At 47.1% G+C, this 26490-nt stretch carries 23 protein-coding genes and 1 riboswitch; of the genes, 3 read left to right on the top strand and 20 right to left on the bottom strand.

Annotated features, from left to right (window positions below):
* Positions 1 to 13: 13 nt before the first annotated feature.
* The 4 genes from ACFVP7_RS03690 to ACFVP7_RS03675 form a co-directional block, all read right to left on the bottom strand.
* Positions 14 to 1204: a CamS family sex pheromone protein gene (locus ACFVP7_RS03690; protein WP_396582982.1), complete on the bottom strand. Its 1191-nt coding sequence runs from the start codon at positions 1202 to 1204 to the stop codon at positions 14 to 16.
* A gap of 15 nt (positions 1205 to 1219) precedes the next feature.
* Positions 1220 to 3226 carry an NAD-dependent DNA ligase LigA gene (gene ligA, locus ACFVP7_RS03685; RefSeq protein WP_130573192.1) on the bottom strand — a complete coding sequence of 669 codons (2007 nt, stop codon included), beginning with the start codon at positions 3224 to 3226 and terminating at the stop codon, positions 1220 to 1222.
* A 23-nt stretch (positions 3227 to 3249) separates the two neighbouring features.
* On the bottom strand, positions 3250 to 5469 hold the full coding sequence (gene pcrA, locus ACFVP7_RS03680) for a DNA helicase PcrA (RefSeq protein WP_015383008.1): 2220 nt from the start codon (positions 5467 to 5469) through the stop codon (positions 3250 to 3252).
* 61 nt (positions 5470 to 5530) lie between these two features.
* Complete coding sequence (locus tag ACFVP7_RS03675) at positions 5531 to 6217, bottom strand: heptaprenylglyceryl phosphate synthase (RefSeq protein ID WP_003233922.1); 687 nt, start codon at positions 6215 to 6217, stop codon at positions 5531 to 5533.
* A 263-nt stretch (positions 6218 to 6480) separates the two neighbouring features.
* On the opposite strand from ACFVP7_RS03675, the gene ACFVP7_RS03670 reads away from it, so the two are divergent.
* Complete coding sequence (locus ACFVP7_RS03670) at positions 6481 to 8058, top strand: FMN-binding glutamate synthase family protein (RefSeq protein WP_396582981.1); 1578 nt, start codon at positions 6481 to 6483, stop codon at positions 8056 to 8058.
* A 35-nt stretch (positions 8059 to 8093) separates the two neighbouring features.
* Here the strand turns inward: ACFVP7_RS03670 and ACFVP7_RS03665 are convergent, their stop codons facing one another.
* The 3 genes from ACFVP7_RS03665 to ACFVP7_RS03655 are packed head-to-tail and all read right to left on the bottom strand — an operon-like array spanning position 8094 to position 11175.
* Positions 8094 to 8408 (bottom strand): YerC/YecD family TrpR-related protein, encoded by a 315-nt coding sequence (locus ACFVP7_RS03665; protein ID WP_014479070.1) that lies wholly within the window; start codon positions 8406 to 8408, stop codon positions 8094 to 8096.
* Between the two features lie 2 nt (positions 8409 to 8410).
* The gene (locus ACFVP7_RS03660; RefSeq protein ID WP_015715446.1) at positions 8411 to 9406 is read right to left on the bottom strand and encodes a DUF3048 domain-containing protein; all 996 of its coding nucleotides are present in this window, start codon (positions 9404 to 9406) and stop codon (positions 8411 to 8413) included.
* Between the two features lie 26 nt (positions 9407 to 9432).
* The gene (locus tag ACFVP7_RS03655) at positions 9433 to 11175 is read right to left on the bottom strand and encodes an adenine deaminase C-terminal domain-containing protein (RefSeq protein WP_396582980.1); all 1743 of its coding nucleotides are present in this window, start codon (positions 11173 to 11175) and stop codon (positions 9433 to 9435) included.
* A 128-nt stretch (positions 11176 to 11303) separates the two neighbouring features.
* On the opposite strand from ACFVP7_RS03655, the gene ACFVP7_RS03650 reads away from it, so the two are divergent.
* Positions 11304 to 11531 carry a DUF2892 domain-containing protein gene (locus ACFVP7_RS03650; protein WP_163117664.1) on the top strand — a complete coding sequence of 76 codons (228 nt, stop codon included), beginning with the start codon at positions 11304 to 11306 and terminating at the stop codon, positions 11529 to 11531.
* Between the two features lie 14 nt (positions 11532 to 11545).
* On the opposite strand, the gene ACFVP7_RS03645 is transcribed toward ACFVP7_RS03650, so the two are convergent.
* Positions 11546 to 12820 (bottom strand): amino acid permease, encoded by a 1275-nt coding sequence (locus tag ACFVP7_RS03645; protein ID WP_338732601.1) that lies wholly within the window; start codon positions 12818 to 12820, stop codon positions 11546 to 11548.
* A gap of 143 nt (positions 12821 to 12963) precedes the next feature.
* Between ACFVP7_RS03645 and ACFVP7_RS03640 the strand changes: the two genes are divergently transcribed.
* Positions 12964 to 13383, top strand: coding sequence for an Lrp/AsnC family transcriptional regulator (locus ACFVP7_RS03640; protein ID WP_015252648.1), 420 nt, complete (start codon positions 12964 to 12966; stop codon positions 13381 to 13383).
* Positions 13384 to 13422: 39 nt separating this feature from the next.
* On the opposite strand, the gene purD is transcribed toward ACFVP7_RS03640, so the two are convergent.
* The 12 genes from purD to purE form a co-directional block, all read right to left on the bottom strand.
* Positions 13423 to 14691, bottom strand: a complete 1269-nt coding sequence (purD, locus tag ACFVP7_RS03635) for a phosphoribosylamine--glycine ligase (RefSeq protein WP_338732599.1) — start codon at positions 14689 to 14691, stop codon at positions 13423 to 13425.
* A 15-nt stretch (positions 14692 to 14706) separates the two neighbouring features.
* Complete coding sequence (purH, locus tag ACFVP7_RS03630) at positions 14707 to 16245, bottom strand: bifunctional phosphoribosylaminoimidazolecarboxamide formyltransferase/IMP cyclohydrolase (RefSeq protein ID WP_338732598.1); 1539 nt, start codon at positions 16243 to 16245, stop codon at positions 14707 to 14709.
* On the bottom strand, positions 16242 to 16829 hold the full coding sequence (gene purN / locus ACFVP7_RS03625) for a phosphoribosylglycinamide formyltransferase (protein ID WP_003233943.1): 588 nt from the start codon (positions 16827 to 16829) through the stop codon (positions 16242 to 16244). Before purN ends, purH begins: the two co-directional genes overlap by 4 nt.
* Positions 16826 to 17866: a phosphoribosylformylglycinamidine cyclo-ligase gene (purM, locus tag ACFVP7_RS03620; protein ID WP_338732595.1), complete on the bottom strand. Its 1041-nt coding sequence runs from the start codon at positions 17864 to 17866 to the stop codon at positions 16826 to 16828. Before purM ends, purN begins: the two co-directional genes overlap by 4 nt.
* A gap of 101 nt (positions 17867 to 17967) precedes the next feature.
* Positions 17968 to 19398, bottom strand: coding sequence for an amidophosphoribosyltransferase (gene purF, locus ACFVP7_RS03615; RefSeq protein ID WP_326225801.1), 1431 nt, complete (start codon positions 19396 to 19398; stop codon positions 17968 to 17970).
* Positions 19374 to 21602, bottom strand: coding sequence for a phosphoribosylformylglycinamidine synthase subunit PurL (gene purL, locus ACFVP7_RS03610; RefSeq protein ID WP_338732592.1), 2229 nt, complete (start codon positions 21600 to 21602; stop codon positions 19374 to 19376). The genes purF and purL overlap by 25 nt, the downstream gene beginning before the upstream one ends.
* The gene (purQ, locus tag ACFVP7_RS03605; RefSeq protein WP_015715440.1) at positions 21586 to 22269 is read right to left on the bottom strand and encodes a phosphoribosylformylglycinamidine synthase subunit PurQ; all 684 of its coding nucleotides are present in this window, start codon (positions 22267 to 22269) and stop codon (positions 21586 to 21588) included. Before purQ ends, purL begins: the two co-directional genes overlap by 17 nt.
* Complete coding sequence (gene purS / locus ACFVP7_RS03600; RefSeq protein ID WP_003219409.1) at positions 22266 to 22520, bottom strand: phosphoribosylformylglycinamidine synthase subunit PurS; 255 nt, start codon at positions 22518 to 22520, stop codon at positions 22266 to 22268. The genes purQ and purS overlap by 4 nt, the downstream gene beginning before the upstream one ends.
* On the bottom strand, positions 22513 to 23238 hold the full coding sequence (purC, locus tag ACFVP7_RS03595; protein ID WP_338732590.1) for a phosphoribosylaminoimidazolesuccinocarboxamide synthase: 726 nt from the start codon (positions 23236 to 23238) through the stop codon (positions 22513 to 22515). The genes purS and purC overlap by 8 nt, the downstream gene beginning before the upstream one ends.
* A 73-nt stretch (positions 23239 to 23311) precedes the next feature.
* Positions 23312 to 24607: an adenylosuccinate lyase gene (gene purB, locus ACFVP7_RS03590; protein ID WP_003233955.1), complete on the bottom strand. Its 1296-nt coding sequence runs from the start codon at positions 24605 to 24607 to the stop codon at positions 23312 to 23314.
* On the bottom strand, positions 24604 to 25746 hold the full coding sequence (gene purK / locus ACFVP7_RS03585) for a 5-(carboxyamino)imidazole ribonucleotide synthase (protein WP_338732588.1): 1143 nt from the start codon (positions 25744 to 25746) through the stop codon (positions 24604 to 24606). Before purK ends, purB begins: the two co-directional genes overlap by 4 nt.
* Complete coding sequence (gene purE, locus ACFVP7_RS03580; RefSeq protein WP_014476026.1) at positions 25739 to 26227, bottom strand: 5-(carboxyamino)imidazole ribonucleotide mutase; 489 nt, start codon at positions 26225 to 26227, stop codon at positions 25739 to 25741. Before purE ends, purK begins: the two co-directional genes overlap by 8 nt.
* 141 nt (positions 26228 to 26368) lie before the next feature.
* Positions 26369 to 26470: riboswitch (purine riboswitch) on the bottom strand.
* Positions 26471 to 26490: the final 20 nt, after the last annotated feature.

The following is a 26490-nucleotide window of genomic DNA, read 5'->3' as shown; positions in this document are numbered from 1 at the left end:
CAAGGGTCTTCTGTCAGTCATAAATGTGAACAGTCGGCTCTTTATCTCCGGCATTGCGGATAATGACCGCTTCCTGTCCGTCTGAGGACGTGATATTGACTTCGACATCAACTGAGCTCTTAGAGTAGTAGTCCATCACTTCACCCGTTAAGAACTGGGTAAACGCGACAACTTCACTTTTTCCATAGAATTGCATTGGTATGTCAATCTTCATTTTCTTCATTTCATCATTTTCATACAGCGCTGTACCGACAACGCCTGTATAGTTTGGGAAATATTCTTCAATTGAGTTTTTGAACCGCTTAAAGACCTCGGTGTCATCCGGGTACTTTTCTGCTGTGGTTGTATCCGCCGGATAGAATACATATTTTTCATTGATGTCATCCCAATTTGAGATATCAGTAGAGCCTGCTTTGACCTCTGTTTTGGCGATGAAGTTCCCCGGCACAATCGATGTTTTTGACGCCTGCTTGTAGAGCGCGACGGTAATCGGCACATTCTTCAAGTTATCTTTTTTGCGGAGGCGGTTAATAACCTCCTGTGCAATTTTTTCTCCCTGCTGGCGAAGCGTGCTGTCTTTAATCTCCACTTCTTTTTGCGGGTCGCCAGTTTTTTCACGATAGTAATACACTGAGTTTAACGCCAGTCCGATCATGACGCCGCCAAGCTGGATAGAATTCTTGTCTTTTCTGACTAAATAATCGTGCTCAAGCATGGATGCTAAATAAATCGGGCTGCTTTCGTTCTTTTCTTCTGTTGAACCAGAGCTCGGGAGCGCCGGGTTCAAGCCTTCATTTTTGAAGTTTTTATCTTCTTTTTCGACTTTTTTCAAATCAGAGCCCGTTTTTTTCCGTGCCAGCCAGCTTAATACTGTATCCTCATCTAAATATTGTCCTTCTTGGAACAGATAATCGTCAGTCGAGAAAGAATCTTGGGCAAGACGCATCAGCCCTGTTTCAAACTCGTCAATGTCCAGCCTAGTATTCAGCTGTTCCGTTGTTAAGCCGCGCGCTTTGCCTGCCTTAAACGGCAGCACCATTTTGTAATAGGAGTCAGAGATATTATATTTCGGGACAATCGCTTTTTCTGACGATTTCGCCGTCTTTTGCGTAATCTCTTCCTCCTTCTCCCCCCCGAAACCTGACGAGCAGGCAGACAGCATTAATACTGCTGCCGTTGCCGCCAATGCCAACGTCTTTTTCAATAGAAAACACTCCTCTTATTTCTTTAGCTCTCCCATTAACTGTTCTTCATTCCACACTTCAATGTTCAGCTCTTGTGCTTTTGTCAGCTTGCTTCCCGCCGCTTCTCCGGCGATGACTAAGTCTGTGTTTTTGCTGACGCTTCCAGTCAGCTTTCCGCCCAGCGCTTCGATTTGCGCTTTGGCTTCGTTTCTTGACAGCTCTTCCAGCTTTCCTGTCAGAACAATTGTTTTACCGGCAAAGTAAGAATCGCTGTCCTCTGCTTTTACTTTTTTCGGGCCTTTGTAGAGCGTGTTTACGCCCAGCTCCTGAAGTTCATTCAAGAGTTCAAGCATTTCTTCTTTATGAAAATAGGTGATCACAGCATCAGCCATTTTTTCACCGATTTCATCTACCGCGAGAAGTTCCTCTTTAGAGGCTTTTTTCAGGTTTTCCAAGCTTTCAAAATGCATGGCAAGCGTCTTTGCGGCCTTTGATCCGATAAAACGGATGCCAAGCCCAAACAGCAGGCGCTCTAACGAATTTTCTTTTGATTTTTGGATGGAGCTGATCAGGTTTTCAGTGGACTTTTCACCCATGCGCTCGAGCTGGATGACTCGTTCCTTCGTCAGCTTATATAAATCTGCCACATTGCGGACAAGGTTTTCCTCAAACAGCTGTGTGATCACTCGTTCGCCGAGCCCGTCAATGTTCATGGCATTGCGGGAAACGAAATGGATCAGCCCTTCCCGGATTTGCGCCGGACATTCAGGGTTAATGCAGCGAAGCGCCACTTCTCCTTCGATCCGGACCAGCTCACTTCCGCATTCAGGACATTCTGTCGGCATGCTGAATTCCTTTTCTTCTCCTGTGCGCTGTTCAACGAGGACATTCACAACTTCCGGGATGATATCGCCCGCTTTTTTGACGACAACCTTATCCAAAATCCGAATGTCCTTCTCTTTAATTAAATCTTCGTTATGAAGGGATGCTCTTGAGACCGTTGTGCCGGCAACTTTTACCGGCTCAAGAATCGCGGTCGGCGTAATCACACCCGTTCTGCCGACATTTAATTCGATATCAAGAAGCTTCGTCACGACCTCTTCAGCAGGAAACTTATACGCGATGGCCCAGCGCGGGCTTTTCGCCGTAAAACCGAGTTCCTCCTGTTGATCGAGAGAATCGACTTTAATGACAATGCCGTCTATTTCATACGGCAGGTCAGCGCGCTTCGCCTGAAACTCATCGACCAGCACTATGACTTCTTCTATGCTGCCGCATTTTTTTCGTTCCTGATTCGTTTTAAATCCGAGTTCGTCGAGAAAATCAAGCCCTTGGCTTTGCGTCTCTACACCCATCTCGTCAAGCTCCGCTATACTGTAGACGAAGATATCGAGGTTTCGTTTCGCTGCAATTTTCGGATCGAGCTGCCTGAGAGATCCCGCCGCGGCATTTCGCGGATTAGCGAACGGTTCTTCCTCATTTTTAATCCGTTCCTCATTGAGTGCTTCAAACGAACGTTTCGGCATATATGCCTCTCCGCGCACTTCGATTGACAGCTCACGGTTCATTTTAAGGGGGATATTGCGAATCGTCTTCAGATTCTCCGTAATATCCTCTCCCGTCGTTCCGTCACCTCTTGTGGCTCCTCTGACAAAATAGCCGTCTTCATAACGGAGAGAAACAGCAAGACCGTCTATTTTCAGCTCCACATTATACGCCACATCGTCGCCGACGGCTTGGCGCACACGGCGGTCGAAATCACGAAGATCATCAGCATTAAAGGCGTTGCCCAGACTGAGCATCGGTGTGCCGTGGGTGACTTTCTGAAACGCTTCAAGCACGGCTCCGCCGACGCGCTGCGTAGGAGAGTCAGGCGTTCTGAGGTCTGGGTGCTCCTCCTCGATCGCGATCAGCTCCTGCATCAATCTGTCGTATTCGGCATCTGGGACGCTCGGTTCATCTAAGGTGTAATATTCATAGCTATACTTGTTGATGGTGCGGCGCAGTTCTTCTGCCCGCTGCTTCGCTGTTTCTTTGTCCATCTGCTTCTTCCTTTCCTCTTCAATTACTGCTTTTCAATAGGAGCAAATGCTGCTAACAGGCGTTTCACGCCGACAGGGCTCGGGAAGGCAATATCAAGCTCTGTCCCTTCTCCTTCGCCTTTCACGCTGACGACAGTTCCTGTTCCCCATTTTTTATGGCCCGCCTTATCTCCGACTGCCCAGTTCAAGGTGTCGCCGCCTGTTTTGCTGGCGTAGGATACCGGGCGTGAAACAGGGCCGCGTCTCGGCTGCATTTTTCTCGCAGACGTCGCTCTCGTTTCTTTTTTCTCATTTAGGTTTTCCAATAAATCATCCGGTATTTCAGCAATGAAGCGAGATTCCGGGTTCATATTTGTCCGGCCAAACAAGGTGCGCATTTTAGCATTGGTCAGATAAAGCTCCTGTTCCGCCCTTGTAATCCCAACGTACGCAAGGCGGCGTTCTTCTTCCATTTCCGCTTCCTCCATGAGTGAACGGCTGTGCGGGAAGACGCCTTCTTCAAGCCCCATCAAGAAAACAACCGGGAACTCCAGTCCTTTCGCGGCGTGCAGCGTCATCAGGGTGATCGCATCCTTGCCGCCTGACTCTTCCTCCTTCTGATCGAGCTGATCAATATCTGCGATTAACGCCAAGTCTGTCAGGAACGCAACGAGTGTCTTGTCTTCACTTTTCTGTTCAAAGTTTTTCGTAACAGACAGGAACTCGTCGATATTTTCTAAACGGCTTTGGGCTTCGATCGATTTCTCAGCCTTCAGCATTTCTCTGTATTCCGTCTTATCAAGAATTTCTTCTGTCAGCTCTGTAATGGATAAGTAATCCTGCATATTGGTCAGGTTTTCAATCATCTGTCTAAAGCTGTCAAGCGCGTTTGCCGCTTTGGCACTGACGCCGATAAAATCAACCTGCTGAATCGCTTGGAAAAAGGACAAGCCGTTTATGGCCGCATACGAAGCGATTTTTTCAAGTGATGTCGCGCCGACTCCGCGCTTCGGCACATTGACAATGCGCGTGAAACTGATATCGTCATCCGGATTGGATACGAGGCGCAGGTACGCAAGAATGTCTTTAATTTCTTTTCTGTCATAGAACTTTGTGCCGCCGACAATGTTATAGTTCAAGCCCGCTTTGAGAAGCGTTTCCTCAATCACACGGGACTGCGCGTTTGTCCGGTATAATATGGCGATATCAGACAGCTTCCGCTTGCCTGAGCTGTGAAGCTGATGAATTTTACCGGCCACAAACTGTCCTTCACCGAATTCATTATCACCGCGATAATAGGAAATTTTGATGCCTTCATCGTTTTCCGTCCACAAATTTTTCGGTTTGCGGTTAGAGTTGTTTTTAATGACCTCGTTTGCCGCGCGCAAAATCCGTTTCGTTGAACGATAGTTTTGTTCTAGCAAAATCACGCTTGCATTCGGATAATCTTTTTCAAATGAAAGGATGTTGGTGATATCCGCGCCGCGCCATCTGTAGATTGACTGATCAGAATCCCCCACAACGCAAAGGTTCTGGAAACGCTCGGCAAGCTGCTTAACGAGCATGTATTGCGCCCTGTTCGTATCCTGATACTCATCAACATGGATGTACTGGAATTTGCGCTGATAAAATTCAAGCACTTCAGGCACTCGGTCAAACAGTTTAATCGTCGTCATAATCAAATCGTCAAAATCGAGCGACTGGTTTTTCAATAGCTTCTTCTGATAATCAGCATATACATCGCTGACCACCTGATCGTAGTAGCCGCCAGCAACTTTAGAGAATTCCTCCGGTTCGGTCAATTCGTTTTTCGCACTGCTGATCGTACCGAGGATGCTTCTCGGGTCAAACTTCTTCGGATCAAGATTGCGCTCCTTCAAAATCCCCTTGATCACTGAAAGCTGGTCAGCCGTATCAAGGATGGAGAAATTTCGGTTGATCCCAATCCGGTCGATATCTCTGCGCAAGATCCGCACGCACATGCTGTGGAATGTGGAAATCCAGATATCGTCCGCGCCGGGTCCAAGGATGCTTTCCACACGTTCTTTCATTTCGCGTGCCGCTTTATTTGTAAATGTAATCGCCAGAATGTTCCACGGCGCCACATGCTTTTCTGCCATTAAATAAGCAATTCTATGGGTCAGGACACGCGTCTTTCCGCTTCCCGCTCCCGCCATCAGCAAAAGAGGCCCGTCCGTTGTTTTGACAGCTTCCTGCTGAACGGGGTTTAAACCGCTTAGTAATTGATTGCTAATATAATTCAAAATTTGTTCACCCGCCTATACAAAACATATGTTCTATCATAAACCAAATCCGTACAATTTACTACTCGCCTTTCACAGCCGCTACTGTTTTCAAAGCCCTGTCAAAATCTTCATACACCGCATTGCCTACAACGATCACGTCCGCATGCTCTGCGTACTGCTTGGCCGTTTCCGCATCCTTGATGCCGCCGCCGTAAAACAAGGTTGACGTTTCCAATACAGCCTTCGTTTTCTTGACAGCTTCTATGTCTCCAAGCACGCCGCTGTATTCTAAATAAAAAATCGGCAGTTGCAGCAGCTCCGACACACGCGCATAGGCGACAATATCATCCATATTCAGATCGGCGTCCGCTTCTGTCAGTGCCGCGGCTTTGCAATCTGGATTTGCGATGCAGTAGCCCTCCGCCACGATTTCTTCCATAGACATCAGTTCTCCGTATTCCTTCATGGCTTTCTGGTGCATTCCGACAATCCAATCCGCGTTTTTGCTGTTTAATACACTCGGAATAAAATATAAGTCAAAGCCGGGAACGATCGCTTCAATCGCTGATACCTCAAGGACACACGGTACCAAAAACCGTCTTACCTTAGACATCATCCGCAGGACATTATCCTCTGTCACACCATCACTGCCTCCGATAATGACCGCATCCGTTCCTGATTCGCAAAGAATCTCCAGCTGTTCGTCAGGCAAATCTTTATTTGGATCGAGTTTAAAGACATGCTTCCACTCCGTTACATCGTACACGTCATACGTTCCTCCATTCGTTTGTTACCATTTAAACATTATAACAAATTCACATAGCGCGGAAAAACGGAAAAAGCCGTTAATCTCGTTATTCACTGAAAAAGGTGTTTTGATTCTTTTTTCATAAAAAAAGAGAGCAGGAGGCAGACCTGCATGGTGAGTCCTGTATCGGCAGAAGCACACATTTTTCACCAGATTCCTTCTGCTATTGTTTGGAAAGTGTTCAACTGTGGAAATGGTTACATAAAAAGGGAGGCTGAGAGATGGAAACCATCATAATAGCACTCATCGCATTTATCATAGGGATCATTGCTATCCCGATCGTCTTGTTTGCATGGATCTACATAAAGGATGAAAAACAGCAGGAGCACTCAATCCTTCGCAACTATCCCGTCATCGGAAGATTTCGGTATATCCTTGAAAAAATCGGACCGGAGCTGAGGCAGTATTTATACAGCAATGACAATGAGGAGCAGCCTTTTTCACGAAAGGAATATGAACAAACCGTCATCTCCGGCAAATACAAAAGCAGAATGATGGGCTTTGGATCTGTAAGAGATTTTGATAAACCTGGCTATTATATCCGTAACGCTATGTTTCCAAAACAAAGGGAAGAAATGCACGTCAATCAAACGCCAAAAATTGAAACCCAAATCTATAAAATGGATGCTGACAATCTGTTCAAACGCAAGGAGCATGCCGCACGCATCAAGGCAGATCCATATTTCCTCCATCCTGATGATGTACAGGTAATCGGTGAGCATACATGCGTGAAGCCTTTTTATGTGAAAGGATTAGTCGGCCAGTCGGCCATGAGCTACGGTTCTCTTGGAGAACGGGCTGTTACGGCGCTCTCAAAAGGGCTCCATCAGGCAGGCGGCACCTGGATGAATACAGGTGAAGGAGGATTGTCTGAATATCACTTAAAGGGCGGCGCCGATATCATTTGCCAAATCGGACCGGGCCTATTCGGCGTGCGCAAAAGAAACGGGGAATTTTCATGGGAGGAATTTAAAAGAAAAAGCAGGATTGACCAGATTAAAGCGTTTGAGCTAAAGCTGGCACAAGGAGCGAAAACCCGCGGCGGCCATGTGGACGGCGCCAAAGTATCAGAGGAAGTGGCAGATATTCGGAATGTCGAACCTGGAAAGTCGATTGACAGCCCGAACCGCTTTTATGAATTCTCAAACCCTCCTGAAATGCTCGACTTTATTGAAAAACTTAGAGATGTCGGACAAAAGCCAGTCGGCATCAAACTGGTCGCAGGGCATCCTGAAGAATTGCATGAGCTTTTCTCTTATATGCAGAAAAGCGGAAAGCATCCGGATTTTATCACGATCGACGGAAGTGAAGGCGGTACCGGAGCTTCCTTTTACGAGCTCGCGGATACAGTCGGCCTTCCGATTATGACAGCGCTGCCTATTGTTGACACGCTTCTTAAACAATACGGCTTGCGCAGCCAGCTGAAAATCTTTGCTTCCGGAAAGCTCCTGACTCCTGATAAAATCGCGGTCGCCTTAGCCCTCGGCGCTGACTTTGTCAACATCGCACGCGGCATGATGTTTTCCGTTGGCTGCATCCGCGCTCTCGTCTGCCACACCAACACCTGTCCGGCAGGTGTGGCGACGACAGATCCGAAATTGCAAAAAGCATTGAGCGTTGAGGAAAAACAGCACCGTGTCTGCAACTACGTCATTTCCCTGCGCGAGGGGCTGTTTAACCTCGCAGCCGCAGCAGGGATTAATTCGCCGATTCACTTTTCCAAGGAGCATGTTGTCTATCGGAAAGAGGATGGCAGCACAGTTAACATTGACAATCTGATTGAGAAAATTGTTTCATAAAAAAACCGCCCCTTGCCAGACGGCAGGGCGGTTTTTTATTTGGAAGAAGACTCTGTTTCATTCTCCTTCACACGGTCAAGCGCCATTTCATAAGCGTCATTTCCATAATTTAAGCAGCGTTTCACACGGGAAATCGTAGCCGTGGAAGCGCCTGTTTCTGTTTCAATCTTATGATACGTGTTTCCTTCGCGAAGCATGCGCGCCACTTCAAGGCGCTGAGCCAGCGATTGAATTTCGTTAATTGTGCATAGATCATCGAAGAATCGGTAACATTCCTCCAGGTCTTTCAGCGATAAGATCGAGTTAAATAACTGGTCCAGCTCTTTGCCGCGTAATTTATCGATTTGCATCGTTACACACCTTCTCCTTTACTAATGGAAGCCGCATCAAGATCAGGTACGATATTGATCCAAGTCTTTCCTGGCACAAACGGAAGCCACTTGCCGTCTTTTACCGGCACAATTCTGCCATTCACTTGTTTCCAGTCTGTTTCAATGACGTTTCCGTGCTGAAACAACAGACCTTTTCCCCCTGATTCCAAGTCGATGTCCCGCCTTCCATCTTGATCAATAATATGATGGCTGGCTTCAACAATGAAAATATTTTGCATTGCAACCGGCTTTCCGGTTTCCCGGTCTGTCGTTATGACACCATCAGAGCTTCTTGTATAAGATTCAGCTTTTTTATCATAGTTGTATTCGACAAGATTTGTAACGTTATTTGTTCCATAATCTACCCGAACATTGTAAGATTCATTTGCAGGTTTTGCATCTGATGTTTGAAACAGCAGCGGATTTGTTTCCTGCTTCAGCTTATAACCCTTTTGTTCTGCCGCCTTTTTTATGTAATCATAAGACGTATAGGAATTGTGGGGCGGTTTGCTGAAATCAGCTCTCCAAAATAAGCTTCCGTCAAAATCTAATCCGTTCATATAATCGGCAGCTCCGGATTCCAGCTGCTCTTTGGCGCCGGGACTCCAGCCGTGATGGACAAATATGCTGTCAAAGCCATTGCTGAGAGTGACGAAATATTCCCGCGCGCTCCGCACAGGTCCGACAGTTTCAGGCATCTGGCTTTGGAAAATGGCCAGAAATCTTGTGATTTGCCCTTCGGCTAGCGCTTCTATGACAATGTCGGCTTTAGACAGACCCGACTGCGGCCTCGCCTTCGGGTGATTGTTCACCACAACAGCAACAGGCCGGCGTTCAGTCACCTTCTGTTCAGTCTTTAGCCCCGTTAAAGGAGCTTTCAGCTTCTTTGCAGTATCCGGGACAGCATCCTTCTGCTGGCAGGATACCAGCAGAAAAAACACGAAACACAGCGCGCAAACTGTCATCCATTTTTTCATATGTCGGCTCCCTGCTCTTTTATATTTTAACGCATTATCGATGGAAAGAGTACAGTTTTTTTCATGACGTCGAAGATTCCTCTTGGCGTAATGCGTATATACGGAAGGTGCGTACTTTGCAAAAAGAGCAGCGTATAGATAGGATCGCAAAACTCATAGCCTCTTTCAGTCAAAAGATCTTTCAGCTTTTGTTCCTTCTCAAGCACGTCTTCATACGCTTCCGAAGAGGCGCAGCCGCACAGCGCAAGCGGGATTTCATGCAGAATGTTTCCGTTCTCCGCTAAAACAATTCCTCCTCCGATTTCTTTCATGCGGGCAAAAGCGAGCAGCATATCCGCTTTATTTTTTCCAATCGCGACAATGTCGCCCGTCGTCGTAAAGGAGCTTACAAATCCCTGCACGCTTGAGGCAAACCCTTTTATCATCGTATTGACGCGCCATTTCCCGTGTCTGTCGAGCATCGTCAAATAACTTTCATCATGGTCAAACGAGAGCTGTTCCATCGAATTGTCGATCTCAATCATATACGGCTCCATAATAACCGCATTCCGCATTTTCACGCCCATCGGCATAGAAAACTGCAAGTCATCCATCGTCATATCATATGAAAGCTCAAGCGGGACAAGACCGCCTTTGTGCCAGTCCGTCTTTGTAAACGCCTTCAAATCACAGCCGTCTTCACGCAGAATGGTCCCTTTTGACAGAACAGTCACGGGATTCGGATTTAACGGATCTTCCAATATGTTCAGCGATGCCAGTCTGCCCGGTCCGACAACTCCTAAATAATCATCCATTTGGTAATACTTTGCGATATTAAATGATGCCATATTGTAGGCGTCGATTGCAGGTACGCCTTCTTCTAACGCGATGCGAATCAGCTCGTTTGTCATGCCGCCTTTATAGAAATTCGGGGTTGGGCCATCTGTCGTGAAAAAGAAGTGGTCATAATAGCGGAAGCCCTTCTCATGCAGCTCCTGCAAGATTTTTCTTACATCAGGGCGAATGGAAGAGTTCCGAAGGGAAACATAATAGCCCAGTTCCAGCCTTCTCATCACTTCATCACCTGTCATCGCTTCATGATCACAATCCGCACCGAACAGCTTCATTTTTGTAAGCGTTTTATCAGATGCGCCGGGAAAATGCCCTTCAATGCGTTTTCTCTGTTTCTTTGTAGCTTGCATGCAGTGGAGCATTAAATCATCACCATCTACCAGGCGAGGCCATCCGGTCATTTCTCCGCCTTGAATCACATCCGGATGTTCAATCCACTGTTTTCTGACGTCAAATGGAAGGACGTGGTCCTCGTTCAGAACCTCGGTCTGGAGGTCATAGCGTGACCACCAAAAATACTGGACAGGCTGCTTTTTGAGTTCATTCAAAATCGTAAGCGCTTTCTTTTTTCCGCTTTGCAAAAGCAAAAATAAGTTATCATTCACGAATGTCGTTGTTCCATATTGAGACACATATTCCGCCAGTGTTTGGGGATTATATATTTGAAAAGGATGTGCGTGCGGTTCAATATAACCTGGCACAATGTATTTTCCTTCACAATCAATCGTATGAATTTCTTCGGCTCTATTCGGAAGTTCATGACCCACATAAACAATGCGGTCCTGATAAATCCAAATGTTTTTTTTCAGCCATTGTTTTACATATGGATTTAAGACGAGAGCATTCCGTAAAAGGAGCGTTGGAAGCAGCTTTGAGTCTACAACATCAACCTGTGCCCTGATGTCTTTGTTTTTCCAGTTAAAGGTGCGTTCGGACATTCACATACTCTCCTTTACATGTATTAGACTCATGGTATCACATCCTTCCTCATCACGCACGATAAAAACGTTACAAATTTTTGAAGGTTCTATTAAAAAACTTTTTTAAGTAAAAGGAGCGGATTTCCTTGAAGCCAAACATCAGTCTCATCAATGCCGTGTTCAGAATCGCCTGCGGATTGACGATTATGTCAGCCGCAAGCGCAAAGTTTACGAAAAAACCTTGGTGCAAAATGCATCTCTTTTACATCTTTATGGGGGCCATGAAAGCGGGTTCGGGAATCTTGCGCTTCTGTCCTGTGACCTACATGTTTCAACACAGTGATTCTGGAAATAACGAGCATCAAAACGGATAAATGGAAAAGCTTGATCACAAAACGTGATCAAGCTTTTTTTTATGCCCTCCCTTTGTTTTCATATAGAGATATCCTGCAGCTGCCAGCACTGCCGGATAAAGAAGCGCCCAGCCGCTGAATGAGTAAATCACTGCGCACGCCACAAATGCCCCGAGCGCCATCCACCAGCCCGAATCTCTCCAGCTTAGGAGTTTCAGTGCTGCCGCCAATGTACATATGTAAGATACGATGAAAGCCGCGCTCGGCCCTTTCAACAGAGTCGTCAAATCGATTTGAAACACGCCATGCGCTGCAAGCACTAAGCCAAACACTGCAGCCATCGCTGTCAAAACGCGAATAGGCGTACGTTTTGTCACACTGAGTTTTCCAAAAAATACGGGGATGTGCCCCTCTCTCGCCAATGCGTACACCATTCTGGAAAAACCAGCAATATTGGCGTGAATGGTGGCGAATGTAATAAACAGCGCTAAGCATACCGTGACGTATACACCGCTTTCCCCTGCTCCTTTTGAGATGAGCATGGCAAGCGATGCAATTTCTCCATTCTCTCCGTATGAATGAGTTCCCACCGTCACAAATGACAGCAAGATATACAGCCCTGCCACACAAGCCGCTGCCAAAAACAAGCTGATTGGGACATCTTTTTCAGGGCGATGAAACTCCTCAGCCAATGGGGTAATCATTTCCCAGCCTACAAAAGAGAAAAAAATCATAACAGAAACAGATCCCGCGGCAGACCAGCCATGCGGAAGAAACGGCTTGAATTCTGCTATCGTGACGTGTGGCAATGACACAGCAATAGAAGTGACAAGCAGAAATACGATGACACAAATAACGATTGTACTGATGTTTGCTGATAGTTGAATGCCTCTCATATGAAGCAAAATAGATATAGCCAGCATGCAACCAGCAATCAATGTAATCTGCCAATCGGCCGCCTCTGTGATGTAACTGACGTAATGCGCGCCAGTCAAAGCGATGATGGGAACGCCGATCGGAACGGACCCTAACATGATCCAGCCCAAAGTAGCCCCGGCTTTTTTCTGAAAGGCCAGCTGCACATAAGCAGTGATTCCTCCCGCGCTGGGCGCTATTTTCACAAGCCGTGCCAGCGTGCCGACGAGGAGAAAAGATAAAAAAGACATGAATACCCAGACAAATAAAGAAGCCGGACCGGCCGTATCCGCGGTAACAGACGGCAAAATTAATATCCCGCATCCTAAAACCGCCCCAATCGTTAACGCCGTCCCTTGTATCCAAGTAATAGAGCGCTGTAATTCTGGCAACATGATGCCTCCTCTCAGATTGATGGCTTTATTATAGAAAAAATAAGACGGCATCCATATGCTACAATGAAAGTAAATCAACAGCATTACCTTACGATCAAAGGAATTTTCATTCATTCGCCTAAATATGTAAAGGAGCCAGACAAATGGACGATACAGATCTTCAGATTCTCTCGCATTTGCAGCGAAACGGCAGATTAACGATGGTTGAGCTGGGAAAGCTTGTCGGACTCAGCTCGCCAAGCGCGGCGGAGCGTGTCAGGAAGCTGGAAGACAAAGGAGTGATTACCGGCTACAGCGCGAATATCTGTTACGAAAAACTAAACAAGCATGTCACCGCTTTTATTCTCATGGAGCCGAAAAGCTGCAAGCACTACGCCGCCTTTGCAACATCGCATCCTGATGTAGCAGAAAACCACCGCATCACGGGGATGTACAGCTATGTGACAAAGGTCGTGACTGAATCGGTACATACGCTTGAGGATTTTATTGACGCCTCGATGGCCCATGGAAAACCAACCACGCTCGTTGTGCTTTCTTCTTCTAGCTGCCATCCCGCTTTTTGATAACAAAAAACCCGCAGCTAATCTGCGGGTTTTCCTCACTTATTTTTGGGCAGCCTTTAAAGCGCGTGCCCCAATATCTTTTCTGAAAAAGAGTCCCGGTTTGAATATTTCATCAACCGCTTTGTACACTCGGTCTCTAGCCGCTTCAAACGATTCCTCAAAAGCTGTCACATTGGCGACGCGCCCCCCGTTTGTAACAAACTCTCCGCCTTCTGCTTTCGTTCCGGCATGGAAGACCACGACCTGCTCAGTTTCTGCTGCAAGGCTGCCGATCGGCGTGCCTTTTGCGTAGCTTTCCGGATACCCTTCTGATGCAAGCACAACACTCACTGCCGCGGTATCCTTCCATCTTAAGTCAACTTCCTTATCATCTAAAAGATCAAGAAGCACCTGTACCAGATCAGATTCCATGCGCGGAAGCACAACCTGTGTTTCCGGATCGCCGAAACGGGCATTAAATTCAATGACCTTCGAGCCGTTTTCAGTAAGCATCAATCCAGCGTACAAAACGCCAGTGAAGGAACGGCCTTCTTGTACCATTGCTTTTGCGGCCGGCTTCACGATGGTTTCTACAGCATGGCGGACCGTTTCATCCGAAATTTGCGGAACTGGAGAGTAAGCGCCCATTCCGCCTGTATTCGGGCCTTTGTCTCCGTCAAACGCACGCTTGTGATCCTGGGCAATCACCATCGGATACACCTTTTCCCCTTTGACAAAGGCCATCAGAGAAAATTCTTCACCAGAAAGATATTCTTCAATGACAACGGACGCGCTCGCATCACCGAACTTTTCATCTTCAAGAAAGTCATGCAAACATGCAATTGCTTCTTCCTCTGTCATAGCCACAGTAACGCCTTTTCCAGCTGCAAGTCCATCTGCTTTTATCACAATCGGAGCACCTTTTTCCTGCACATATGCCTTCGCCTCATCAAAGGATGTAAACGTGTCGTATTCTGCGGTCGGAATGTCGTATTTCTTCATTAAATCCTTAGCGAACTGTTTGCTTCCTTCGATGATCGCCGCGGCTTTTGACGGGCCGAACACGCGCAGACCCGCTTTTTCGAATTCATCCACCAGACCTTCAATTAAAGGAACCTCAGGGCCGACAATGGTTAGGCCGACCTGGTTTTCTTTTGCAAACGAGACAAGCCCTGCGTGGTCGCTTTCCTCAATGTTTACAAGCTGTGCGGAAGCTTTCATACCGTCATTTCCGGGAGCTGCAAATACATTCTCGACGAGGCTGCTTTGCGCTGCCTTCCACGCCAGTGTATGTTCTCTTCCGCCTTTACCGATAATTAATACATTCACGTCGTTTTCATCCCCTTAATGTTTGAAGTGTCTGATGCCGGTGAATACCATGGCAATGCCGTATTCATCCGCTTTTTTGATGGAATCCTCATCACGGATCGATCCGCCTGGCTGAATGATGGCTGTAACGCCCGCTTTTGCCGCTTCTTCGACAGTATCTGGCATTGGGAAATATGCATCCGAACCGAGCGCGCTGCCCTTCGCTTTTTCCCCTGCTTGCTCGATTGCGATTTTTGCCGATCCGACGCGGTTCATTTGGCCTGCTCCCACGCCGACTGTCATGTTGTCCTTCGCGAGAACAATCGCATTTGATTTCACATGCTTCACGACTTTCCAAGCAAGCTTCAAGTCTTCCCACTCTTGCTCGTTCGGCTCTCTTTTTGTCGGAATGCTAATCTCAGCATCATCGAAGCCGTGCATATCTAAATCTTGAATCAGCAGCCCGCCTTGAACAGATGTCAGCTGTTTTTCCTTTTGAACAGCGACGGATACGTCAAGCGTCAGCAGACGGAGATTTTTCTTCGCAGTCAGGACGTCGAGCGCTTCTTGGCTGAATGAAGGCGCAATGATGATTTCTAAGAAAATGTTGTGAAGCGCTTCGGCAGTTGCCTTGTCCACTTCACGGTTCAACGCGATAATGCCGCCGAAGATAGATGTTTTATCCGCTTCAAACGCTCTGTCAAACGCTTCAGCGATCGTTTTTCCTGTTCCCACGCCGCACGGGTTCATATGCTTCACGGCAACCGCAGCAGGTTCAGTGAATTCACGAACGATTTGAACTGCCGCATCCGCGTCTTTAATGTTGTTGTAAGAAAGCTCTTTTCCGTGAAGCTGTTCTGCTTGCGCAATGGATCCTTTGACAGGAAGAGCTGTTTGATAGAAAGTTGCTTCCTGATGCGGGTTTTCTCCATAGCGAAGCGATTGTTTTTTCTCAAATGTCACAGTGAATTGCTCTGGTTCTTTTTCACCGACAACATTTGTCAGATAGTCAGCGATCAGTGCATCATATGCCGCAGTATGACGGAATACCTTTGCCGCAAGCTCGCGTTTTTTCTGAAGAGATACGCTGCCCTCTTCTTTGATTTGATGCAGCACTGGGCTGTAATCGGCCGGATCAACGATAACCGTTACATCCTGATGGTTCTTTGATGCCGCACGCAGCATGCCCGGTCCGCCGATGTCGATATTTTCGATCGCTTCTTCATACGTGACGTCTTCTTTAGAAATCGTTTCTTTAAATGGATAGAGGTTGACGACAACGAGGTCAATCGGCTGTATCCCGTGTTCATTGATCTGCGCCATATGCTCTTCATTGCCGCGAACCGCCAGAAGGCCGCCGTGAATATTCGGGTGAAGGGTTTTTAACCGGCCGTCCATAATTTCAGGAAAGCCTGTCACTTCAGAAATTCCGATCACATCCACACCGTTTTCTTGAAGAAGCTTTTTCGTTCCGCCTGTGGAGATGACTTCTACGCCTAGCTCTGTCAGTTCTTTTACGAAAGGAACGAGATTTGTTTTATCTGAAACACTGATTAATGCACGTTTAATGGTCATGCCTTTTCACCTCTGTTATTTAATCCTAATAGCTGTTTAATCACACTCGGATACCATTTATGCTCAAGCTTGTGAATCCGCTGTTCGATTGTTTCCAATGTATCATGTTCATCAATTTCGATTGCCTTTTGAGCGATGATCGGACCTGTATCCATTCCTTCATCGACATAATGCACGGTGATTCCGGCCACCTTCACACCCGCCCGGTATGCCTGTCCGACTGCGTCGATTCCAGGAAACGCCGGAAGAAGCGACGGGTGAATGTTAATGATTTTTCCTCCATATGCTTGAAGGAGCGTATCACCGATCAGCCTCATATAGCCGGCAAGAACAACCAATTCAACCTCGTGAAGACGAAGCTGTTCAATGATGGCTTGTTCAAATGCAGCCTTGTTTTCATAAGACTTGGGCTCAAATGCAAAGGATGGAATGTGGAATGCTTCCGCCCGTTCGATGACTTTCGCCTGCGGTTTGTCGCAAACGAGGAGCGCTGCTGACGCATCCCAGTTCTCCTCCTTCAAACGCGTGACGATGGCTTCGAAGTTTGAACCGTTTCCTGATGCAAATACCGCAAACTTTTTCATGAAAGTGCCGCACCGCCGAATGTGACGCCTTCACCTTTTTTCACACGCCCGATTAAATAGGCTTTTTCTCCATGGCTTTCAAGCGTTCCGATCACATCTGTCAAATGCTCTTCTTTGACAGCCAAAACAAAACCGATACCCATATTAAAGACGTTGAACATGTCTTCTTCCTTTAGCTTGCCGTACTCTTGCAAGAAAGAAAAAATTGGCGGGATCGGCCATGAGCCATGATCAATTTCCGCACTTAAGCCTTCCGGAAGCATACGCGGAATATTTTCAATAAATCCTCCGCCTGTCACGTGCGCCATGCCGTCGATTTTTCCGCTTTTGACCGCGGCAAGCACAGGCTTCACGTAAATCCTTGTCGGTTCAAGCAACTCCTCGCCAAGCGGGCGTTCAAATGGCTCATATGTTGTATCAAGGTCAAGCTCCGCATCATCCAGAAGCACTTTTCTGACAAGAGAAAATCCGTTGCTGTGAAGACCGCTGGAGCTGAGGCCGATCAACAGATGGCCCTCTTCGATGTTTTCTCCAGTCACGATTTCGTCCTTTTCTGCCACTCCGACTGAGAAACCGGCAATATCGTATTCTTCAGCTGTATAGAGTCCCGGCATTTCAGCCGTTTCACCGCCGACTAAGGCTGAACCTGACTGCTCACAGCCTTCCGCCACACCTTGTACAATCTGTTCAATTTTCACTGGGTCCGCTTTGCCGACCGCTAAATAATCGAGGAAAAACAGCGGCTCTGCACCTTGTGCCAGCACGTCATTGACACACATTGCAACAGCGTCCACGCCAATCGTGTCATGTTTATCCATGGAAAAAGCGAGCTTTAATTTTGTGCCGACACCGTCCGTTCCCGAAATGAGAACTGGTTTTTGATAAGAAAGCTCAGACAGGTCAAACATGCCGCCAAAACCGCCAAGGCTGCCCATAACGCCAAGCCGTTTCGTGCGCTCCACGTGTTTTTTCATTCGTTTTACAGCTTCATATCCGGCTTCGATGTCAACTCCTGCGTTTTTATATGCTTCAGACATCCTATTCACTCCTTTAAGGCGCTTTTCAAAATATTTCCCCGAACGAGGGCAGAAAGAGAAAGGCAGCCGAACTGCGCTGCCTTTATGTCATTTTTCAAGTTTTATTTGGTTAATACTGCTTCTTTTACGTGAGGAAGCACTGTATCCTGGTAAATTTCAGTCGGATATTTTCCTGTAAAGCAAGCGAGACACTGTCCGCAATTCGAGTCATCGTATTTTCTGCCGATGCCTTTCAGCAGCCCTTCCACACTCAAAAATGAGAGGGTATCGGCTCCGATTTCCTGACGGATTTCTTCAACAGAATGCGAAGACGCGATTAATTCTTCATGTGTGGAAGTATCAATGCCGTAAAAGCACGGATGAGCGATCGGCGGTGAACTGATTTTCACATGCACCTCTGTCGCACCCGCTTCTCTAAGCATCGTGACAATCCGGCGGCTAGTTGTTCCGCGTACGATAGAGTCATCCACCATCACGACGCGTTTGCCTTCTACAACCCCGCGCACCGCTGACAGCTTCATTCTGACGCCTTGCTCACGCAGAGCCTGGGACGGCTGAATAAACGTTCTTCCGACATAGCGGTTTTTGATTAAGCCGAGCTCATACGGAATGCCTGTTGCCTCTGCATAGCCGATCGCCGCAGAAATACTGGAATCCGGAACCCCAGTTACGACGTCAGCTTCAACTGCGGATTCCTGAGCCAGCATTTTTCCAAGGTTTTTACGGGCACTGTGCACATTAATACCGTCAATATTGCTGTCTGGTCTGGAGAAATAAATGTACTCCATGCTGCAAATGGAACGATTGATATTCATGGAAAAACGCTCTGATTTCATGCCTTCATCATTAATGATCAGCATTTCCCCCGGCTCTACCTCGCGTAGGTACGTTGCGCCGACGACGTCAAATGCGCATGTTTCTGATGCGACCACATAAGCGTCGCCCATCATGCCGATGGATAGCGGTCTCAGCCCGTTCGGATCAAGTGCGACAATCATTTCTGTTTCGGTCATGATCAGGAACGCGTAGGCCCCTTTCAGCATAGAAAGCGCGTTTTTAATTTGGTCCTTCAGCGTGAAATGTCCGCTTCTTTTGATCAGGTGAGCCAAAACCTCTGTATCCGAAGAGGTTTGAAAAATGCTCCCTTGATTTTCGAGCTGCTGCTTCAGCTGAGTGGCGTTGACAAGATTTCCGTTATGGGCAAGCGCCAAGCTGCCGTTGTTTTGGGAACGGAAGAGGAGCGGCTGAACATTTTCGTATCCGCCGCCTCCAGCCGTTGCGTACCGAACGTGCCCGATAGCGCCTTTTCCCTTTACTTTGCTGAGTTCGCCATTTTGAAATACTTCAGTGATCAGCCCTTGGCCCTTGTGAGCTGTCAGCTTTTCACCGTCAGTCGCTACGATGCCCGCACCCTCCTGTCCTCGGTGCTGAAGGCTGTGGAGACCGTAATACGTGATTTGCGGAGCTTCTTCATGTCCCCAAATCCCAAATACGCCGCATTCTTCATTTAAGCCTTTGATTTCAGCAAGCATGGGATAGCTCCTTTCCATACGCGTTCAAGCTCTTTCGTTTGCGCATGAATCATTTGTTGTCCGTCTTGGTTTTGAATCGCCAGAATTCCGTCAGCTGTTACCTCACCAATATGAACCGCATCTTTGACAGTTGCTTCAAACGCAGCTTGATGTTCTTTTTTCACTGAAACGACGAAGCGGGATTGAGATTCAGAGAATAATAATGCCGCTTCCCCTTCTACAGTCACATTAGCGCCAAGGTTTTCCGTCGTCATGACACTTTCCGCGATCGCTACGCCTAAGCCGCCTTCAGACACATCATGCGCAGATTGAACGAAGCCTTTTTTAATCGCGTCAAGCAGTGCTTTTTGACGAGACAGCTCTACATCAAGATCGATTTGCGGCGCTTTGCCGTAAATACGGCCTTCTGTCATTTTTTGCAGCTCGCTTCCGGAAAACTCTGGTTTTGTTTCACCGATCACATATACGAGATCTCCCGCTTGTTTGAAATGCTGTGTTGTAATGTGTGCTGTATCTTCAATTAAGCCAACCATGCCGATAACTGGTGTCGGATAGATCGCCGTGCCGTTTGATTCGTTATAAAGCGATACGTTACCGCCGATAACCGGTGTGCTGAGAACATTGCACGCTTCGCTTATGCCGTCTGCCGCTTTTTCGATCTGCCAGAAGATTTCCGGCTTCTCCGGGTTTCCGAAGTTAAGGTTATCTGTGACCGCAAGCGGTTCTGCGCCTGAGCAAATGATGTTGCGCGCTGCTTCAGCGACAGCAATTTTCCCGCCGACTTCAGGATCAAGATAGAGATAACGCGCGTTACAGTCTGTCGTCATCGCCAGCGCCTTTTTCGTTCCGCGGATTCTGAGAACACCGGCATCAGACCCAGGAGCGACAACTGTATTCGTGCGCACCATGTAGTCATACTGATCATAAACCCACTCTTTACTTGCGATCGTCGGCTGCTGAAGAAGGGCCTTCAGCGTTTCATTCGCATCTTCAATTTGCGGAGCCGGAACGTCCGTTTCCAAAAACTCGCGATAGTAAGCAGGCTCTTGAGAAGGCTTATGGTAAACCGGTGCTTCTTCTGCCAAGGCATCAACAGGCAGCTCGCACACAACCTCTCCTTTGTGTGTCAGGCGAAGCATTTTATCATCTGTCACATGTCCGACAGAAACCGCTTCAAGATCATACTTGTCAAAAATATCGATGATTTCCTGCTCACGTCCGCGCTCAATAACCAAAAGCATCCGTTCTTGTGATTCAGAAAGCATCATTTCATACGCGGTCATGCCTGTTTCGCGCTGAGGAATCAGGTCAAGGTTCATTTCAATGCCAGAACCGGCTTTACTTGCCATTTCTGCACTTGAGCTTGTTAAACCGGCAGCTCCCATATCCTGAATGCCGACTAAGGCGTCACATTGGATGACTTCCAGACATGCTTCAAGCAAAAGCTTCTCCATAAACGGATCGCCGACTTGGACAGCAGAACGCTTTTCTTCAGACGAGTCTGACATTTCTTCAGAAGCAAACGTAGCGCCGTGGATGCCGTCACGCCCTGTTTTCGCTCCTACGTACATTACTGTGTTGCCGACACCCTTTGCCTGGCCTTTTTTGATGTCTTCATGATTGATTAAACCGACGCACATGGCGTTGACGAGCGGATTTCCTTCATAGCTGCTGTCAAACTGCACTTCTCCGCCGACTGTCGGGATGCCAATACAGTTGCCGTATCCGGCGATACCCGCTACTACTTCTTCAAACAAGTACTTCACGCGGGGTGAAGTCAGTTCACCAAATCGAAGAGAGTTCAATACAGCGATTGGACGGGCACCCATTGAGAATACATCACGGATAATTCCGCCTACCCCAGTCGCAGCGCCTTGGTAAGGCTCTAGAGCTGATGGGTGGTTATGTGATTCAATTTTGAACACAACCGCTTGATTATCACCGATATCAACGATTCCGGCGCCTTCCCCCGGCCCCTGCAGCACACGCTCACCGCTTGTCGGGAATTTACGCAGAATTGGCTTTGAGTTTTTATAGCTGCAATGCTCAGACCACATGACAGAAAAAATTCCGATTTCTGTGTAGTTCGGCAATCTTCCAAGAATGGATTCTATCAATGCAAACTCATCATCACTGACACCCATTTGCTGATACAGTTTCTCTTCTTTTATTTGTTCTTTACTTGGTTCAAGCAGTAGTGACATGAGTTTCCCTCCAATTTTTCACGATAGACTGAAACAATTTAAGACCGTCGGCGCTTCCAAGCAGTTCATCGACCGCGCGCTCAGGGTGAGGCATCATGCCTAATACATTGCCTTTCTCATTCACGACACCGGCAATGTCGCTGACACTTCCATTAATATTAGAGCCGTATGTGAAAGCAATTTGATTGTTTTCCTTTAATGAAGCAAGCGTCTCGTCATCACAGTAGAAATTCCCTTCACCATGGGCAACCGGGATTGTAATCGATTCTCCCTTTTCGTAGGAAGCTGTGAATAAGGTTTCGTCGTTCTGAACAATCAATTCAACCGGACGGCAAATGAACTTCAGATCTTTGTTGCGTCTCATTGCGCCTGGCAGCAGCCCAAGCTCCTGTAAAATCTGGAATCCGTTACAGACGCCAAGAACAGGTTTTCCTTCAGCCGCTGCTTGTTTGACAGCTGGCATAATATTCGCAAATCGGGCGATGGCGCCGCATCTTAAGTAATCGCCGTAAGAAAATCCTCCCGGAATTAACACGCCGTCGAAGCCGTCAAGACTTGTTTCCTCATGCCAGACGTATTCCACTTCATGGCCGAGCTCATCCTTTACAGCATGATACATATCGATATCACAGTTGGAGCCGGGTAACACAATCACCGCAAATTTCACTGTGCGACTACCTCCTCAACCTCGTATCTGTAATCTTCAATCACTGTGTTCGCAAGAAGTTTTTCGCACATTTCTTTCACTAGCACGTCAAGATCACGGTCAGATTTTTCAATGGTAAGCTCCATGTATTTCCCGATGCGCACATCTTGAACTTCGTTATAAGTCATACTGTGCAAGGCATGCTGGACAGCGCTCCCTTGTGGATCTAGTACACTTTCTTTTAAGCTGACATAAACTTTTACTTTATACATGATGAATGCCTCCCAGTCTTTTGAAAATCTCTTCGTATGCGTCGGTTAAGCTTCCCAGATTGCGTCTGAATAAATCTTTATCCAGCTTTTCGTTCGTTTCTTTATCCCACAAGCGGCATGTGTCAGGAGAAATTTCATCCGCCAAAAGCACTTGCCCTTCTGCATCTAAACCGAATTCAAGTTTGAAATCTATTAATCTGACATGACAATCGTCGAAGATGCTTTGAAGCTCTTCATTTACTGTTTTTGTAATGGACTTAATGGTTTCTACCTGCTCAGGAGTCGCCGCCTTCAAAAGCCAAATATGATCTTCTGTGATGAGCGGATCACCCAGCGCGTCATCCTTGTAGTAAAACTCGATAATCGGCTGCTCAAGCTCCGTGCCTTCTGGAATGCCGAGACGTTTGGACATGCTTCCTGCCACCACATTTCTGACCACGACTTCAAGCGGCACAATCGCTACCTTTTTAATGAGCTGTTCTGTTTCAGAAATGCGCTCGATAAAATGATTGTTAATGCCCTTTGCATGAAGGTGTTTGAAAATTAAGCTTGAAATCTCGTTATTTAAGCGCCCTTTCCCGCTGATTTCTGCTTTCTTCTCGCCGTTAAAGGCAGTGGCGGAGTCTTTATACACGACATACAGCGTGTTTTCGTCATCGGTTTTGTAGATCTTTTTTGCTTTTCCTTCGTATAAAAGTTCATTCTTCACAATATTCACGGAAGGCCTCCTAACCCGAATGTTGGGAATTTTCAAACTGCGGCGGCTTAGAAGAAGCCGCTAAAAGCTTCTTCTATGCTAAACCTAAACGTTCAAAGATCAGATCAACATTTTTCAGATGGTAATTGTAATCAAAGCAGTCAGCAATTTTTTCCGGAGAAAGACGTGACGTGATTTTCTCTTCCGCTTCCACAAGCTCGCGGAACGGCACTTGTTTTTCCCACGCTTCCATTGCTTTCGGCTGAACTGTATCATAGGCTTCTTCACGTGTAAGGCCTGTGTCAATCAAAGCAAGCAGCACACGCTGAGAATAGATAAGACCGAGAGTGCGGTCCATGTTGCGCTTCATGTTTTCCGGGAAGACCGTTAAGTTCTTCACGATGTTGGAGAAGCGGTTCAGCATGTAGTTCAGCGCAATTGTCGCATCCGGAAGAATAATTCGTTCTGCTGAAGAATGAGAAATATCGCGCTCATGCCATAATGGAACATTTTCGTAAGCTGTCATCATGTAGCCGCGGATCACGCGCGCCATGCCTGTCATGTTTTCAGAGCCAATCGGATTTCGTTTATGCGGCATTGCAGATGAACCCTTTTGCCCTTTCGCGAAAAATTCCTCTACTTCACGTGTTTCACTCTTTTGCAGTCCGCGGATTTCCACAGCGAATTTCTCGATGCTTGTCGCGATCAAAGCAAGTGTTGCCATATAGTCAGCATGGCGGTCACGCTGAAGGGTTTGAGTGGAAATCGGTGCTGCTTTCAATCCGAGCTTCTCACAGACATATTGTTCAACAAATGGATCAATGTTCGCATATGTGCCGACAGCGCCAGAAATCTTTCCAACCTCGATGCCTGCTTTCGCTTGTTTGAAGCGCTCAAGATTACGTTTCATTTCTTCATGCCAAAGCGCAAGTTTTAAGCCGAATGTTGTAGGCTCAGCGTGTACGCCGTGTGTGCGCCCCATCATGACTGTGTATTTATGTTCTTTCGCTTTTTCTTTTATAATGTCAACAAATCTCTCAAGATCCTTGAGCAGAATATCGTTTGCCTGTTTTAATAAGTAGGAAAGAGCCGTATCAACAACATCAGTTGACGTTAAGCCGTAGTGTACCCATTTTCTTTCTTCGCCCAGTGATTCGGAAACGGCGCGTGTAAAAGCGACAACGTCATGGCGCGTGTCTTTTTCAATTTCTAAAATGCGGTTGATGTCAAATGACGCGTTCTCGCGCATAACCTTTACGTCTTCTTTCGGAATGACGCCAAGCTCGGCCCACGCTTCACAGGCAAGAATTTCAACCTCTAACCATGCTTGAAATCTGTTTTCATCCGTCCAAATCGCGGACATTTCAGGTCTTGAATAACGTTCGATCATTCTGCTTGTCCTCCGTCTCTATTCATCCATTTATTTGTGATCTCCTGAATCCATTCGTCTTCAGGCTGCTTCATAAATGTAATATGCCCCATTTTGCGGCCTTTTTTGATTTCATGTTTTCCGTATATATATAGCTTTGCCTCTTTTAAAAGCTCCGGGTCTTCCTCAACAAGCTTTACTTCATCGCCGAGAAGATTCACCATCATGCCCGGCTTCAGCAAATCTGTCTTCCCAAGCGGAAGCCCGCATACCGCTCTGATATGCTGCTCAAACTGGCTCGTCTCGCAAAGGTCCAGCGTATAATGCCCAGAATTGTGCGGTCTTGGCGCCAGTTCATTGACCAAAAGCTCTCCGTCCTCTGTCAGGAACATCTCAACAGCAAGCGGTCCGACAAGGTTAAGCTCATCTGCAAGCTTAACTGCGAGATCAGCAGCCTTCTGCTGAATCCCTTTCTCTACCCGTGCGGGCACGATGCTTTGGAAAAGAATATTGTTGTGGTGAATGTTTTCAGCTGTCGGAAATGTTGAAATTTCACCGTTTACCGATCTGACGACGATCACCGACAGTTCCATTTTAAAAGAAACCCAGCTTTCAAGAATGCAAGTTCCGTGTTCTAACAGACTGGCTGCCTGCTCCATTTGCGCCTCTTCTTTTAACACAAATTGGCCTTTGCCGTCGTACCCGCCTCGGCATGTCTTCAGAACTGCGGGTAACCCGAGCTCCTGTACCGCCTGTTTCAATTCATTCTTTGTTTTGACGATGCTGTACGGTGCGACTTCACAGCCCGCGGATTGAATTGCTTTTTTCTCTGTTTCACGGTTTTGGGTAATGAGCAGCAGCTCACTTCCTTGCGGGAGATACGCATGATCTTTCAGCCAATGCAGCGCATCATAGTCGATGTTTTCAAACTCATATGTGATGATATCGCTGATTTCAGCCAATTTTCGAATCGCTTCACGGTCATTATAATGAGCGGTAATTTCGACATCCGCAACCTGCCCGCACGGCGAATCTTTCACCGGATCAACGACTGCGACTTTATACCCCATTTGTTTGGCGGACACAGCCATCATTTTCCCAAGCTGGCCGCCGCCGATAATGCCGATTACAGCTCCCGGATAGATGATTTGTTTAGACAAGCTGATCACTGCTTTCTAACACTGTCTGTTTTGTATTTTCTCTTCTCTCATCCAGCTTACGGGCAAGGTCTTCGTCAAATGCTGACAAAATTTGCGCCGCTAACAGGCCTGCGTTCACAGCACCCGCTTTGCCGATGGATGTTGTCGCAACAGGCACGCCTCCAGGCATTTGGACGATGGAAAGAAGTGAATCCATTCCGTTCAGCGCCTTGGACTGAACCGGAACTCCAATGACTGGCAGTGTTGTTTTCGCAGCTGTCATCCCTGGCAGATGCGCCGCTCCTCCGGCACCGGCAATAATCACCTTGATGCCTCTTTCTCTAGCAGTTTCAGCATATTCAAACATGAATTCAGGCGTCCGGTGAGCGGAAACAACCTTTTTTTCGTACGGAACATTGAGTTCGTCAAGTATGTCGCATGCGTGTTTCATTGTCTCCCAATCGGAAGTGCTTCCCATGATGATTCCTACTAGCGGCTGCATTCTGTTCCCCACCTTCTAATGCTTTTGTTTTCAGAAAATAAAAAATACCCGCTCTGCATTGCACTTATGAGGAAGCAATACAAACCGGGCATGGTACATGTATCGTCAGTCGTTCGCTTCTGCGATATATCCATGTCAGTTTTATCGATCACTTTCCTGCATAGTCCGGCAATTTACGGTTGCCGGGTAGAAACTTATGGGCCATATTCCCAAGATTATATGAGGTCGTGTTTTGATTTCATGTTTATCTTAACAACGGACAT

Source organism: Bacillus sp. SG20033 (assembly GCF_044570195.1).
GTDB lineage: Bacteria > Bacillota > Bacilli > Bacillales > Bacillaceae > Bacillus > Bacillus subtilis.
This window is presented reverse-complemented; position numbering and strand designations above follow the sequence as displayed.